We start from the raw sequence: 13797 nt of genomic DNA, 5'->3' as shown, positions 1-13797 counted from the left end.
TGGCACCCCCGTGCGCGGCAACCGCGTGCACGGGTCTTCGGGATCAGGAGGGGACACCGTGCACAGCACCCACGGTTCACCGGAGGCACGTCGATGACGGCGGTCGAGGTCGGGCGTCAGGACCGACGTCGGCTCGAGGTCGGCACCCCGCGCCGTCGGCTCCTCGCCGTGCGGACGGTCGCCGTGCTCGCGGCCGTCTCCGGCATCAACTACATCGCGTGGCGGTGGGTGGCCTCGGTGAACTGGCACTCGTGGTGGATCGCCGTGCCGCTCATCCTCGCCGAGACGTACAGCGTCATCGACTCGGTCCTCTTCGCGTTCGGCGCGTGGAAGCTCCGGGAGCGCGGTGAGCCGCCGACCCCGCCGAGCGACCCGGTCACCGTCGACGTCTTCATCACGACGTACAACGAGCCGATCGACCTCGTCATGCGCACCGCCCGCGCCGCGAAGGCGATCCGTCACCCGCACGAGACGTGGATCCTCGACGACGGCAACCGTCCGGAGATGCGGGCGGCGGCAGAGGCCGAGGGCCTCGGGGTCATCACGCGCGGCAAGGACTGGGTGGACCGGCCGCGCCACGCGAAGGCCGGCAACCTCAACAACGCGCTGCTCGCCACGCAAGGCGAGTTCCTGCTCATCCTCGACGCCGACCAGGTGCCGGACCCCGCCATCCTCGACCGGACGCTGGGGTACTTCAAGGACGAGCGGATGGCACTCGTGCAGACCCCGCAGTGGTTCGAGAACGTGCCGGACTCGGACCCGCTCGGCAGCCAGGCGCCCCTGTTCTACGGGCCGATCCAGCAGTCGAAGGACGGCTGGAACGCCGCGTTCTTCTGCGGGTCGAACGCGATCCTGCGCCGCGAGGCCCTCATGCAGCTCGGCATCACGCGGTACGTCCGCGAGGTCGAGACGAGCGTGCAGCGCACCGTCAAGACGGCGAAGAAGCTCCTCGCCCGCGCGCGCGAGAACGAGACCGACCCGCGCGTGCTCGCCGCCCTCGACGACGCCGAGGTCGTGGTCGAGCAGGCACGCGCCGACATCGGCACGGGCGAGCCGCTCGGCGACGTCACCTACCGGTTCCAGCGCGGCATCGACGCGATCGCCTTCCGGTTCGCCGCGGCGGACCTCGAGGCGGTCCGTGCCGAGCTGCAGGAGCTCGCCGCGATGTCGACCGACGCCAACACCTTCGCGGGGCTCGACGACGCCGCACTCGACGTCCTCGGGCAGCGCGACGCGTCGCCGGTCGCCGCGATCGAGGCGATCGCCGTGTTGACCCGCGCGCTCGACGTCAACCGCGACGACGAGGCGCAGCCGATCATGCCGCTGGCGACGATCTCGGTGACCGAGGACATGGCGACCGCCATGCGCCTGCACGGTCTCGGCTGGAAGTCGGCGTACCACGACGAGATCCTCGCGAAGGGCCTCGCGCCCGAGGACCTCCAGACCATGCTCGTGCAGCGCCTCCGCTGGGCACAGGGCACCATGCAGGTGTTCTTCCGCGAGAACCCGCTCGTGCAGAAGGGCCTGTCGTTCGGCCAGCGCCTGATGTACTTCTCCACGATGTGGAGCTACCTGTCGGGCTTCGCCGCGGTCGTCTACATCGCCGCACCGGTCCTCTGCCTGTCGTTCGGCGTCGTGCCGGTGCAGGCGTACAGCGTGGACTTCTTCGTCCGGCTGATCCCGTTCCTGGTGCTCAACCAGCTGCTGTTCTGGGTGGTGGCCGCAGGCAGACCGACGTGGCGCGGGCAGCAGTACTCGCTCGCGCTCTTCCCGGTCTGGATCGAGTCGGTGACGAGCGCGTTCGAGAACGTGTTCCGCGGCAAGCCCCTCGGGTTCCGCGTGACGCCGAAGGTGCGCGACGAGTCCGAGGCACGGCCCCGGTGGGACCTGGTCAGGCCGCAGCTCATCGCGATGGGGGCCCTGGTCGCCGCGCTCGTGATGATCGCGATCCGCTACCTGGCCGGGCAGGCCGAGGGCATCGCGCCGCTCGTCAACACCGCCTGGGTCGTGTTCGACCTGTTCATCTTCAGCATCGTCATCCGGGCCGTGCGCTACCGCGGACCCGAGGCCGAGATGCCCCTGGCCCACGAGTCGACCACCGTCGGAGGACCCCTGTGAACGTAGACGCCAGCATCGACGTCCCGGCGGTCCCGGCGTCGCTCGACACCGTGCAGGACACGTTCGGGTCGTGGTGGGAGGGCCTGGGGGTCGACGACGTCTCGCTGCGGTTCCGGTTCGAGACCGCGCTCGTCGAGATCGCCGCCAACGTGATCGAGCACACCCGCCGGTCCGACGTCGGTCAGGGCCGGCGGTTCCTGCTCGACCTCGGCACCGACGGCGACGACCTGGTCGCGGTCCTGTCCGACAACGGCATGCCGGTCGACATCGACCTCGGCGAGGTCACCATGGCGGACCCCGAGGACGAGGGGGGCCGGGGGCTCGCCCTGGCCATCGCCGCCCTCGACCGCCTCGAGCACACCCACCAGGGCGGCCGCAACGTCTGGACGCTGGTGTGCGCTCGCTGAGGCAGAACGCGGCGAAGGCGGTCGCGCTCCTGGTCACGATCGGCGTGCTCGTGCTCGGGGGAGCACTGCCCGCCGACGCCGTCACGTCCGGCGTCCGCGAACCCGCGAGCGGGAAGACCTGGTTCGGACCGGACCTCGACTGGGGTTCGGACTCACCGGACGGCTACGAGGGACGACTCGACGCGACGCCGTCCATGTACGGCGTCGAGGTCGCGTACCCGATCGACCGGTCGGCCGAGCGGGAGCTGCTGCGCGCGACCCGTGCCGCTGCGGCGCAGGGTGCCGTGCTCGTGGTGAGCCTCGAGCCGGACCGTGCGCTCCGGACGCTCACGAAGGCCGACGCCCACCGGGCGAACACGCTCCTCCAGGAGATCCACCGGCAGTACGACACGCAGCTGCTCGTCCGCTTCGCCCCGCAGATGAACGGCACGTGGCTGCGCTGGGGGCAGCAGCCGACGCAGTTCATCCGGGCCTTCCGGGCGCTCGCGTCGCAGGTGCACGCAGGGAACTCGGACGCCCGCATGGTGTGGCAGCCGTCCTACGGCGCCGGGTACCCGTTCGGCTCGTCCGCCGGCCGGTTGGCCGACCTGTCGGCGACGGACACGGAGAAGCTCGACACCAACGGTGACGGGCAGCTGACCGAGGCCGACGACCCGTACCTGCCCTACTGGCCGGGCGAGGCGTCGGTCGACTGGGTCGGCCTGTCGATGTTCTACTTCGGCAAAGGAGCGGCGACGGAGGCCGCCGGGCGTGACGTCCCGCTGACGCGGAACGACGTGCCGGAGTCCGACGAGGTGGCACAGCGCTTCGCCGAGACCTGGGGCTACCAGCGGGCCCAGCCGGAGACGTTCACGGAGCGCTTCGCCGCGGGCCGGGACCTCCCGATGCTCCTCGACACCGGTGCGCTCTACGACCACTCCCTCGGAGGGGACGCCGAACTGCCCGTGAAGCAGGGGTGGTGGCGGCAGGTCATCGACGCCGTCCGCGACCACCCGGAGATCCGCGGTGTGACCTACATCGACGCGATCCGGCGCGAGCCCGAGGCGGGCAACCGGCCCGCGGACTGGCGGTTCGCCAAGGCGCCGGGAATCGCCGGGTCGTTCCGCACCGACCTGCAGGAGTCCGACCGCTTCGTCTTCGGTCCGGTCACCGAGCGGGTCACCCCGCAGCAGGGCGCCGAGGCCACCAACCAGCAGCTCGACACCGGCGGCGACCAGATGGCGTGGATCGTCTGGTTGGCGGCGGGCCTCGCGGTCGTGTTCGTGCTGAGCGGTCTGTTCGGGCGGCTCGTGCCGAGCTGGCGCTACCCGGACGACGGCAAGCCCGGACGTGATCTCCGACTCGACCTGTTCCGCGGGTTCATCATCCTCGCGGTGGTGATCACGCACATCGAGGTGTCCGGCCCGTACTCGTACCTGACGCTGCACGCGGTCGGCGCCATCACCGGTGCCGAGATGTTCGTGTTCCTGTCCGGCATGGTCCTCGGCATGGTCTACCCGCTCGGCGTCGCCAAGTTCGGCGAGTGGGCATCGGCGATCGGGGCCTTCAAGCGAGCGCGCAAGCAGTACGTCGTGACGCTCGTCGTCATCCTCGTCGTCTTCGCGCTGAGCTTCATCCCGTTCCTGAACACCGACGCGATCACGACCTTCACCGACCGAGGGACCGGGACGGACGGCGTGCGGGCCGAGGGGCGCGTCTACGACCTGTACCCGAACGCGATGCAGCTGCTCGCCTACCCGCCGCCCTGGTACGCGATCCGACAGTTCCTGCTGCTCGAGATGGGCCCCTGGCCGTTCAACATCATGGGCCTGTTCGTGGTGCTGAGCCTGTTCATCCCGGTGTTCATGTGGATCATCCGCCGCGGGTTCTGGTGGGCGCTGCTCATCGCGAGCTGGGCGCTCTACGTGTTCCAGGTGCTCAACCCGGAGTTCAAGCCGGTCAACGCCCAGTTCGACGCGGTGTTCCCGCTGTTCATCTGGCAGGTGGTCTTCACGCACGGCCTCGTGCTCGGCTACCACCGACGGCAGATCACGCGCGCCCTGACCGGCCGCCTCGGCAAGGTGCTCGTCGGCGTGCTGGTGTGCGGGTACGCGGCGTTCCTGGTCTACGTCTGGGCGGGTGACCGGTTCGACTTCACGCCGGTGCCGTTCCCTGCGGACATGTACCGCGAGCTGTACAACACGGCGTACCAGCGTGTGGACCTGCAGTGGGGTCGCCTCGTCGACATCGCGTTCTTCGCGATCGTGTCGTACGCGATCCTCACGGTGTTCTGGAAGCCGGTGAACGCCGTGATCGGCTGGCTCTGGATCCCGCTCGGTCAGGCCAGCCTGTACGTGTTCGTGTGGCAGGTGTTCTTCGCGCTCGTGGTCGCGTCGATCCCGGTCGACTACGGCAACGTCTGGATCGGGACGATCACCCACACGGTGCTCATCCTGCTCGTCTGGTACATGGTGCGGAAGAAGTTCCTGTTCTCGGTCATCCCGCGCTGACGCGCGGCGCGCGACGGGCTACAGGCAGACGGCGCGCCCCGCTCAGCGGCAACGCGAAGCGTTGCGCGGGGCGCGCCGACCGAGCCTGCGAGGGAGGGTACCAGCTGGTACCGGGCCTCCCGTCTGCCTGTCAGGCCGTCCGGCCGTCAGCGCGACGCGATCGGCGTCGGGTCCACCGGGTCCGGCGGCACCGGCAGGGAGCCGCGGATCTGGTTCTGTGCCTGGCAGTCGCTCGTGCAGTTCGTCGCACCCGCGCTCAGCTCGACGGCGTCCTCGCCGAGCACCCCGCCCATGCGTCCACCCGGCTGCACGGTCCAGGTCGTGGTCGTGGCCGTCTGCGAGGTCTTCGTCGCGACCTGCGGGCTGTCCTTGCCGAGGAGCATCTGGTGCGCGCCGCTGCCCGAGGCCACCGCCGCGGTGCCGTCGCCGAAGTTGACCTTGCCCGTGTACGGGTTGACGAAGTAGAACAGGCCCGCGCCGAGCGTGTGCGTGAACTCGACCGGCCCGGCGAACTCCGTCTCCATCTGGAAGATCCCGCCCTGGGCGCCGTCCTTGGCCTGGATCTTGTACTTGCCGGCTGCGGTGCTGAAGATCGCGACCAGGGTGTCGTCCCGCACCTCGAGGGACGACAGCCGCGTGCCGGCGAGCTGGGCGGGCGTCAGCGTCGGGACCTTCGACGCGAACACGACGGTCGGCTTCGTCACCATCCGCTGCGTGTCCGGTGCGCCGGTGAGCGTGTAGTCGTGGACGCCGAGGTCGGCGACCCGGATGTCGAAGCCGTTGTGCTTGCCGCGCACGGCGATCGTGCCGGACACCGCGGTGTCACGGAGCTTGAAGTCCTTGCCGACCGCGGGGTTCGTCGTGGTGCCGTTCACGGTGACGGCGTAGTCCCCGCCGGTCGAGGTCTTGCCGGACGCCTGCGCCGGGGCGACCCCGACGAGGGCGACTGCGGCGACCGCGGCGGCGACGACGGTGGCGGCGATGCCGACCGTGCGGCGACCTGCGGTGCGGCCGGGGTGGGTGGTCGTGGTGTCCATGGTGTGCCTCCTGTGCTCGGGGCGGTTCGTCCCCTCGGCACGATCGTCGCCGCTGCAGCGGGACGGCACCATCGGACCTTGGTACTAGTACCCGCCTGCCGGACGACGTCGGCGTGCGGTCACCAGCGGTGGTCCCGGGCCCAGAGCGCGGCGCTCGTCCGGTCGGCGACACCGATGCGGCGGAACACGCTGCCGACGTGCACCTTCACGGTCCGTTCGGCGATGCCGAGCTCGGTGGCGATCTGCCGGTTCGACAGGCCACGGGCCAGGCAGACCAGCACGTCACGCTCCCGCGGCGGCAGGTCGGGCGCGTCCCGGTCCGCCGCACCACGGAACGGACCACCGGCATCGTGTCGGTCCGGACCGTCGGCGCGGCCGCGCACCGGACCGCCGCCGTCGGATCGGACCGCACCGCCGGTGCCCGCCGGGACGCCGCTGCCGGCACCGGCGTGACCGTCTGCGCTCGCGAGACCGGCGGCACCCGCGTGGCGGTCGGCACCCGCGTGGCCGTCGGCACCCGCGTGGCCGACGGCATCCGCGTGGCCGTCGGAATCCGCGTGCCGGTCGGCCCCGCGGGGCAGGAGCCTCCGGGCCACCCGCGGGTCGATCGGCACCTCGTCCCGCGCCGTCGCCTGCACCGCCCGGACCACGTCGTCGGGGTCGGCGTCCTTGAGCAGGTAGCCGGTCGCGCCGGCCGCCAGCGCGGCGCGGACCCGGGCGTCGTCGGCGAACGTCGTGAGCACGAGCACCCGGGCCGTGGGCACGCGCTCCCGCAGCGCGGCCGTGGCGGCGACCCCGCCCGCGCCCGGCATCGACAGGTCCATCACCACGACGTCCGGCTGCAGGGTCTCCGCCAGGTCGACCGCGGCCTCGCCCGTGGCGGCCTCACCGACCACCGTGCAGTCCGCCGTCGTGTCGAGCACCGCCCGCAGCCCGTTGCGGACGAGCGCGTGGTCGTCGACGAGCAGCACCCTCACCACCGGTCGGCCTCCGCCGGCAGGCTGAGCTCCCACGTGGTGCCGCCACCCGGCGCGGTCCGCAGGTGCAGCGACCCGCCGGAGTCCTCGGCCACCTGCCGGAGCAGCGTCGTGCCGAGGTGTCCCTCCCGCCGCGCGCTGAGGACCGTCACCGGGTCGAATCCCGTCCCGTCGTCGGTCACGCGGACCGACAGGTCACCGTCCCGCCGTCGGACGACGACCTCGACCCGCGAGGCCCCGGCGTGCCGCACCGTGTTGGCCACTGCCTCCCGCACGAACCGCACCACCGCGGTCAGGGCGGCCGGTGGGGCGTCCACCCGGTCCGGCACGTCGAGGACGGTGGCGATGCCGGAGGCGTGGGCGCGCGCGGTGGCGTCGGCGAGCGCGGCACCGAGCCCGTCCCGGTCGGGGGCTGCCGGCTGCACCGCCGACATCAGCGAGCGCAGGGCGGACACCGCTCCGCGGAGGGTCGACGCGGCGGCGTCGAGCGCCGTGGCGGTCGGACCCGTCGCTCCCCGCGCGACCGCGCCGAGCGAGAACGCGAGCCCGGCGACGTCCTGGACCGGTCCGTCGTGCAGGTCCGCGGCGATGCGTCGGCGCTCGGCGGTCTCGGCGTCGAGCGCGCGGACGAGCAGCCGTTCGCGGTCCCGCTGGCCCGAGCGCAGGCGGAGCAGCAGCCACAGGAGCACCGGCAGGAGCAGCCCGATCACGACGGCGACCGTGCCGAACGCGAGTGCCGCGAACGCCGAACGGAGCGACGCGGAACTCGCCAGCACGTCGTCGTACGGGTAGTAGACCTCGAGCAGCAGCGGGTCGCCGGAGGGGACGTGGACCGCCTGGTACGCCTCGAGGAGCGGCCCCTGTCCCCGCTCGTAGCGGTTCTCGGGTGCGCTCAGGTCGGACACCTCGGCGTCGGACCGGTCCTCGGCGAGTGCTTCGAGGTCCTCGTCGGACAGCGTGAACCGTTCACCCGTGAGCCGGGGTTCGTCCGACCAGAGCACGGTCCCGTCCGGTGCCCAGAGCTTGACGCGGACGGCGGCGCTCGCCGCGGTGGCACGGCGCACGGCCCGGTCGAGGGCCTCCACCGCCTCCCGGTGTGCGGTGGTGTCGGCCTGCGGGTCGACGATCGCGTCGCGGAGCGCGGGTTCGACGACGGACCGTGCGACGGCCGCGGTGTCGCGAGTGGCGTCCTCGACGGCGAAGCGTTCCGCTGTCCGCTGCGAGACGAGCGTCCCGGCAGCGGCGACCGCGGCACCGCCGAGCACCGCCGCGAGCACGACGCCCACCAGGACCCGACGCCACGGGGTCGCGCGGACCGGGCGTCGCCGCGGGTCAGGGGGCACGACGACCACGGCCCTCGGTGCGCGCTCGGCGTGACCGTCGGGCGCTGGCTCCGTCGTCCGTGGTCCGCGCACCCGGTCACCGTAACCGCTGCGCGGTGTCCGGTACGGCTCCGGCGGGCGTCGGCGCGCGCGGCGGACGAGACCGGCTCGTCGAGACCGGCCGGAGCGGAGGAGCGTGACCCTCGTGCTCGGCGGACTCCCAGGCGCGGTGCGGTGGTCAGGGGTTGAGTGGCCTCACAGCTTCGCGCGCCCGCTCAGACGGAGGCCGGGGGTGCGGACCGGACGTCGAGGAGGACGGATGGACATCGACCGCAGGCTGTTCCTGCTCGGAGGCACGGGGGTGCTGCTGCTGGCCGGCTGCTCCACGCGCCCCGAGCGGACCGAGGTCGCCGACTGGCCGACCGACCCGCCGGAGGGACCGGCGACCATCAGCTGGTGGGCCGGGCAGGTGGCGTCGAAGGACGGTGGGGACCTCCGACGGCGACTGATCGCCGAGTTCCAGAAGGAGCACCCCGACATCAGCGTGCGGATCGTCAGCGCCCCGAGCGACACCGACACGAACCGGACGTCGCTGACGACGCAGATCGCAGCCGGGTCGCCGACGCCGGACGTGTACCTGGGCGATGTCGCCTGGCCCGGGCAGTTCGCGAAGAACAAGCTCGCGACGCCGGTGAACACGCTGGTGGGGGAGGACTTCTTCGAGCAGTTCCCCGAGGGGCTCCGGCTCGCCGCCAGTGTCGACGGCACGTACTACATGTTCCCGCTCTACATCGACGAGTCGTTCTTCCTGTACCGCAAGGACCTGCTCGACAAGCACGGCTTCCAGGTACCCGGGTCGTGGGAGGAGGTCCGCGACACCGCGGCGAAGCTCGTCGACACCGGGGACGTCTCGTACGGGTTCGCGTTCCAGGGCGACGTGTACGAGGGCCTGACCTGCAACGTCACCGAGTTCGTCGCCGACGCCGGTGGCTCGCTGCTCGACGACGGCCTCGAGAACGCGACGACGACGAGTTCCGAGACCCGGCGGGCGTTCGAGTTCATGCGCTCGCTCGTCACCTCCGGCGCGAGCCCGCGTGCGACGCTCACGTACCAGGAGCAGGACACGAACGACGCCTTCTCGGGCGGTCGTGCCGCGTTCCTCCGGAACTGGTCGTACGCGTGGGGCATCGCGAACGGCCCGGACAGCGCCGTCCAGGGCAAGGTCGGGCTCGCCGCCCGCCCGACGTTCGACGGGATGGAGGACCACCACTCGACGATCGGCGGTTGGGGGAACTACATCAACCCGCACACCCAGCAGCCCGCAGCCGCCCTCACGTTCGCCCGCTGGATGTCGAGCGAGACGGCGCAGCAGTTCCTCACCCGCGAGGGCGGGGTCCTGCCGGCCCGGTCCGCGTCGCTCGTCAGCGCGGACGCGAAGCGGCAGCAGCGCCCGACGTACGACACCGCAGCGGGCATCACGCTCGTGCCGCGTCCGACCTCGACCGCCTACTACCCGAAGGTCTCGCAGGGCGTCTACCAGAACGGCAACGGCATCCTCGGCGGGCAGCGCACCGTCGACGGCGGGACGCGCGCGATGGCCGACGCCATCGACCTCGCGCTCCGGGGAGCGGCGCTGTGAGCGCCGCGACCGGCGTCCGGACGTCGACCCGACCGGGAGGCCCGACCCGCCCCGACCCCGTCGTTCGCCGGAGCGGACGGAACCGTCTCGACCGCCTGCGTGCCCGGAGCGCCTGGGGCTTCGCCGCCCCGGCCCTCTTGGTCGTCGCGGCGGTGACGATCTTCCCGGTCGTCTACTCGATCGTCCTCAGCTTCGCGGACGTCGAGATCGGCTACGACGGCTTCGCGATCCAGGGCTTCGGGTTCGACAACTACGCGGCCCTGGTGCAGAGCGCGGACTGGTACCGGGCGCTCGGCTTCACGTTCCTGTACACGATCGTCACGGTGTTCGTGGAGCTCGTGCTCGGCATGCTCGTCGCGCTCGTGCTCGAGCGGCTCGGGGCGACCCGGGGCTGGATGCTCGCGCTCATGCTCGTCCCGTGGTCGCTCGTGACCATCGTCAACGCCCAGCTGTGGAAGTACGTCTACGACTCCACGTACGGGGTGGCGACCTGGTTCTTCGCCCTGTTCGGGGAGGCGCCGGTGATCCTCGGCGAGCCCGTCCCGGCCATCACCGGACTCATGGTGGCCGACATCTGGAAGACGACGCCGTTCGTCGCGATCATCCTGCTCGCGGGCCTGGTGCAGATCTCCGAGGACCACTACGAGGCCGCGGAGCTCGACGGCGCCAACGGCTGGCAGACGTTCTGGCGCGTGGTGCTGCCGCAACTCGCCCCGACCCTGACGATCGCGGTGCTGTTCCGCATCCTGCAGGCGTTCGGCGTCTTCGACCTGCCCTTCGTGCTGACGAACGGCGGCCCCGGGACGAGCACCCAGTCGCTCGCGATCATGGGCTACAAGGTGCTCTTCCAGGACATCAACATCGGGCCGGGAGCGGCGATCGCGACGAGCACCGCGCTCATCGTGGCCGCCGGCTGTCTGCTCTTCCTCCGGGCCTTCCGGAACCAGGCGAAGGGAGGCGAGGCCTGATGCCCCGTCAACGGATCCGCAAGGGCTGGCGGCGGTGGGTCAACACCGTCAACGTCAGCGCCGTCGTCATCGCCGTCGTCACCGCGTTGCCGCTGTACTGGCTCGTGACGACGTCGTTCAAGCCGTCCTCCGAGATCGCGCAGTCCCCGCCGACCGCCTTCCCGATGTCGTTCACGCTCGACAACTTCGTCGTGGCCTTCCGGGACAACGCGCTCGGGCAGTACATGGTGAACAGCATCATCGTGTCGGTGTCCACGACCGTGATCGTGCTCGCGCTCGCGTTCCTGGCCGGGTACGCGCTCGCCGGCCGGTGGATCCGTGGACGCACCGCGATCATGACGTCGCTGCTCATGTTGTCGGTGTTCCCGGCGATCGCGGTGCTCACCCCGCTGTACCTGCTCGAACGGAACCTGGGACTGCTCAACTCGTACCCCGGGCTGATCGTGCCGTACGTGGCGTTCAACCTGCCGTTCGCCATCTGGATCATGCGGAACTACCTGCAGGGCATCCCGTCGACGATCGAGGAGGCCTCCGAGATCGACGGCGCCGGTGCCTGGCGGACGGTGCTCTCCGTGATCCTGCCGATGGCGAAGCCCGGGTTGTTCACCGTCGGGGTCTTCACCTTCACCGCGTCGTGGAGCGAGTTCCTCATGGCGCTCACCTTCAACAGCGAGAACTCGCTGCGGACGATCCCGGTCGGCATCGCGCTGTTCGGGACCCAGTTCACGGTGCCGTTCGCGCAGATCTTCGCGGCGAGCGTGGCGGCGACGGTGCCGATCGTCATCCTCGTGCTCGTGTTCCGCCGGTCGATCGTCTCCGGGCTCACGTCCGGCGCGGTGAAGGGCTGAGCGGCCGCACACACGACGGGAGGCCCGTGGCGATCCCGCCACGGGCCTCCCGTCGTGTGCCAGCGCGACGCGCTGCCGCGTCGACGACGGTGTGTCAGCGCTGCTTCGTCGTGCCGACGAAGAGGTCGTCGAACAACCCCTGGTCGTCGGTCGGCTGCTCGCCGTGCTTCCAGCGGCGGCGCAGACGGCGGATGGTGGTGATGCGCACCGGGTCGACGCCCGGCTCGGACTCGTACATGCCCATGGTGTCCCTTCCCGTCGGACATGACCCCCTTGCGAGGGGTCCTGATCGTCACCGACGGTACGACGGTGGACGGGAGCACGTCCGGGCGAACGGGGAGGTCGCCGACCCATCCGCGCTGCGCGGACAAACCGCCCGGCGACGATCCGACCGGCCCATACCCTGCACTACGACGCGGGTGGCACCCCGTCGTCGAGCGCCCCGGCGATCAGGTCCACGATGCGGACGAGGCGTCGACGCTCGCGTTCCGAGAAGGAGGACAGGAGTTCGTGCAACTGCTCGTTGGTGCTCGCCAGCGCCGCTGCGAAGACCTCCTCGTGACCGGGTGTGAGCTCGATGAAGCGGCTCCGACCGTCCTCCGGGTTCGGCACCCGTCGCAGGACGCCTTGCCGTGCCAGCCGGTCGACGAGACCGGTCACCGCGGGGCCCGTCAGCCCCAGGTGCACGCTGAGGTCCTTCACGCGGACCGACCGTCCGGCCGTCTTCGCGCGCCACACGTACCGCACGACCAGCAGGTCCGTGCCGGTGATGCCGGTCCGGTCGCGCAGACGGTCGCGCAGCGAGATCGAGGAGTGCTCGAGCCGGGCCAGGGCGCCCATGACGTCGAGTTCACTCACGGGCTCGCCTCCTCGACGTGCAGCCGCGCGCGGGTCGGCTCCGCGCGTTCGGGCTCACCCTATCCGGACGGCGGTCTCGTCCGGTCCGGTCGGGTGACCCGGTGAGCGCGCCGACGTCCTCAGATGGTCCGGGCGACGAGCAGTCCGTCACGCCGGTCCGGTTCGAGGTCGCCGGGACCGAACCGGAGGCGGCCGTCCGCGACCTCGCCGGCATCTACGCCGGCAAGCAGTGGTTGTCCCGCCGGACCGAGGGCGAGTACTCGTACCGCTACACGGCCGTCGGGGACTCGGAGGTGTCGATGCGCCGGTCGACCATGAACGGCTTCCTCCGCGGCGCCTCCACCCCGGGCAACGAGCTGGTGATGGGGTGGCTCACGTCGGGCTCCGGCGTCCCCGACACCCTGCGCGACCGCGTCCCGCTCCGCATCGGGCAGCCGACGCTGTTCGCCGCGCACCGCGAGGTCGTGTTCGTGGCCGCCGACTACGACCAGCAGCTCGTGCACCTGGATCGTCGGTTCGTCCGCGAGGTCGCCTCGGAACGGTTCGACGTGGGCACCCGCGACCTGCGGTTCGACCACCTGCGACCGACCGAGAGCGCGGCCGTCCGGCACTGGCGCGACTCGCTCGGCGCGCTCTCCCGCGCGCTGCGCGAGGGCGGGACCGACTCGCTCGTGTGGCACGAGGCGAAGCGGCAGACGGCCGACGCCTTCCTCCGGGTCGTCCCGCCGCAGCTCGACCGCCTCCCCGCCGAGCTGCTGCACCCGCGGCAGGCGAAGCTCCGGGCCGCCGTCGAGTACGTCCACGCCCACCCCGAGGACCCGATCACCATCGCGGAGCTGGCGCGGGTCGCGGGGTTGAGCGTGCGCAGCGTGCAGGAGTCCTTCCGCCGGACCCTCGGTGTCTCGCCCCTGACCTACCTGCGGCAGGTACGGCTCGACCGCGTGCACGACGAACTGCTCGCCCGCGACCCGCGGACGGCCTCGGTCGGTGCGGTCGCGACCCGGTGGGGCTTCGCGCACCTCGGACGCTTCTCCGCGGCCTACGCGGAGCGGTTCGGCGAGTACCCCAAGCAGACGCTCCGACGGTGACCTGCTGACCCGGAGCGGCACGGGTTCCCCGGCAGGACACCGGGAC

At 71.5% G+C, this 13797-nt stretch carries 12 protein-coding genes; 7 read left to right on the top strand and 5 right to left on the bottom strand.

The genetic code is table 11. The features are described 5' to 3' along the window. The first annotated feature begins 93 nt into the window (after nt 1–93). From DEI84_RS08285 to DEI84_RS08275, 3 genes are read left to right on the top strand one after another with little or no spacing between them, the layout of a single operon-like run. Nucleotides 94–2118: a glycosyltransferase gene (locus tag DEI84_RS08285; protein ID WP_110890367.1), complete on the top strand. Its 2025-nt coding sequence runs from the start codon at nt 94–96 to the stop codon at nt 2116–2118. Then, entirely contained in the window at nt 2115–2525 is a 411-nt protein-coding gene (locus DEI84_RS15660) for an ATP-binding protein (protein ID WP_110823594.1), read from the top strand. The genes DEI84_RS08285 and DEI84_RS15660 overlap by 4 nt, the downstream gene beginning before the upstream one ends. Beyond that, nucleotides 2513–5014, top strand: coding sequence for an OpgC family protein (locus DEI84_RS08275; RefSeq protein WP_110890366.1), 2502 nt, complete (start codon nt 2513–2515; stop codon nt 5012–5014). Before DEI84_RS15660 ends, DEI84_RS08275 begins: the two co-directional genes overlap by 13 nt. A gap of 146 nt (nt 5015–5160) precedes the next feature. Here the strand turns inward: DEI84_RS08275 and DEI84_RS15655 are convergent, their stop codons facing one another. From DEI84_RS15655 to DEI84_RS08260, 3 genes are all read right to left on the bottom strand, one after another. Then, nucleotides 5161–6051 (bottom strand): hypothetical protein, encoded by an 891-nt coding sequence (locus DEI84_RS15655; RefSeq protein ID WP_181420387.1) that lies wholly within the window; start codon nt 6049–6051, stop codon nt 5161–5163. 119 nt (nt 6052–6170) lie between these two features. Further along, nucleotides 6171–7031 (bottom strand): response regulator transcription factor, encoded by an 861-nt coding sequence (locus DEI84_RS08265; protein WP_181420386.1) that lies wholly within the window; start codon nt 7029–7031, stop codon nt 6171–6173. Continuing rightward, entirely contained in the window at nt 7025–8371 is a 1347-nt protein-coding gene (locus tag DEI84_RS08260; protein ID WP_181420385.1) for a sensor histidine kinase, read from the bottom strand. The genes DEI84_RS08265 and DEI84_RS08260 overlap by 7 nt, the downstream gene beginning before the upstream one ends. 298 nt (nt 8372–8669) lie before the next feature. Between DEI84_RS08260 and DEI84_RS08255 the strand changes: the two genes are divergently transcribed. The 3 genes from DEI84_RS08255 to DEI84_RS08245 are packed head-to-tail and all read left to right on the top strand — an operon-like array spanning nt 8670 to nt 11805. After that, nucleotides 8670–9989 carry an ABC transporter substrate-binding protein gene (locus DEI84_RS08255; RefSeq protein ID WP_110890363.1) on the top strand — a complete coding sequence of 440 codons (1320 nt, stop codon included), beginning with the start codon at nt 8670–8672 and terminating at the stop codon, nt 9987–9989. Then, nucleotides 9986–10957, top strand: a complete 972-nt coding sequence (locus DEI84_RS08250; RefSeq protein WP_181419413.1) for a carbohydrate ABC transporter permease — start codon at nt 9986–9988, stop codon at nt 10955–10957. Before DEI84_RS08255 ends, DEI84_RS08250 begins: the two co-directional genes overlap by 4 nt. After that, nucleotides 10957–11805, top strand: a complete 849-nt coding sequence (locus DEI84_RS08245) for a carbohydrate ABC transporter permease (protein ID WP_110823600.1) — start codon at nt 10957–10959, stop codon at nt 11803–11805. The genes DEI84_RS08250 and DEI84_RS08245 overlap by 1 nt, the downstream gene beginning before the upstream one ends. Nucleotides 11806–11899: 94 nt before the next feature. Here the strand turns inward: DEI84_RS08245 and DEI84_RS15650 are convergent, their stop codons facing one another. Further along, on the bottom strand, nt 11900–12049 hold the full coding sequence (locus DEI84_RS15650; protein WP_181419412.1) for a hypothetical protein: 150 nt from the start codon (nt 12047–12049) through the stop codon (nt 11900–11902). 164 nt (nt 12050–12213) lie between these two features. Continuing rightward, a complete protein-coding gene (locus DEI84_RS08240; RefSeq protein ID WP_110823601.1) occupies nt 12214–12663 on the bottom strand; it encodes a MarR family winged helix-turn-helix transcriptional regulator in 450 nt (149 codons plus the stop codon). A gap of 101 nt (nt 12664–12764) precedes the next feature. Between DEI84_RS08240 and DEI84_RS08235 the strand changes: the two genes are divergently transcribed. Beyond that, nucleotides 12765–13751, top strand: a complete 987-nt coding sequence (locus DEI84_RS08235; RefSeq protein ID WP_110890362.1) for an AraC family transcriptional regulator — start codon at nt 12765–12767, stop codon at nt 13749–13751. Nucleotides 13752–13797: the final 46 nt, after the last annotated feature.

It is taken from the genome of Curtobacterium sp. MCBD17_023, from assembly GCF_003224415.1.
In the GTDB taxonomy this organism is placed as follows: Bacteria; Actinomycetota; Actinomycetes; order Actinomycetales; family Microbacteriaceae; genus Curtobacterium.
Note: the sequence above shows the minus strand (reverse complement) of the source record. Positions and strands in the feature narration are given on the sequence as shown.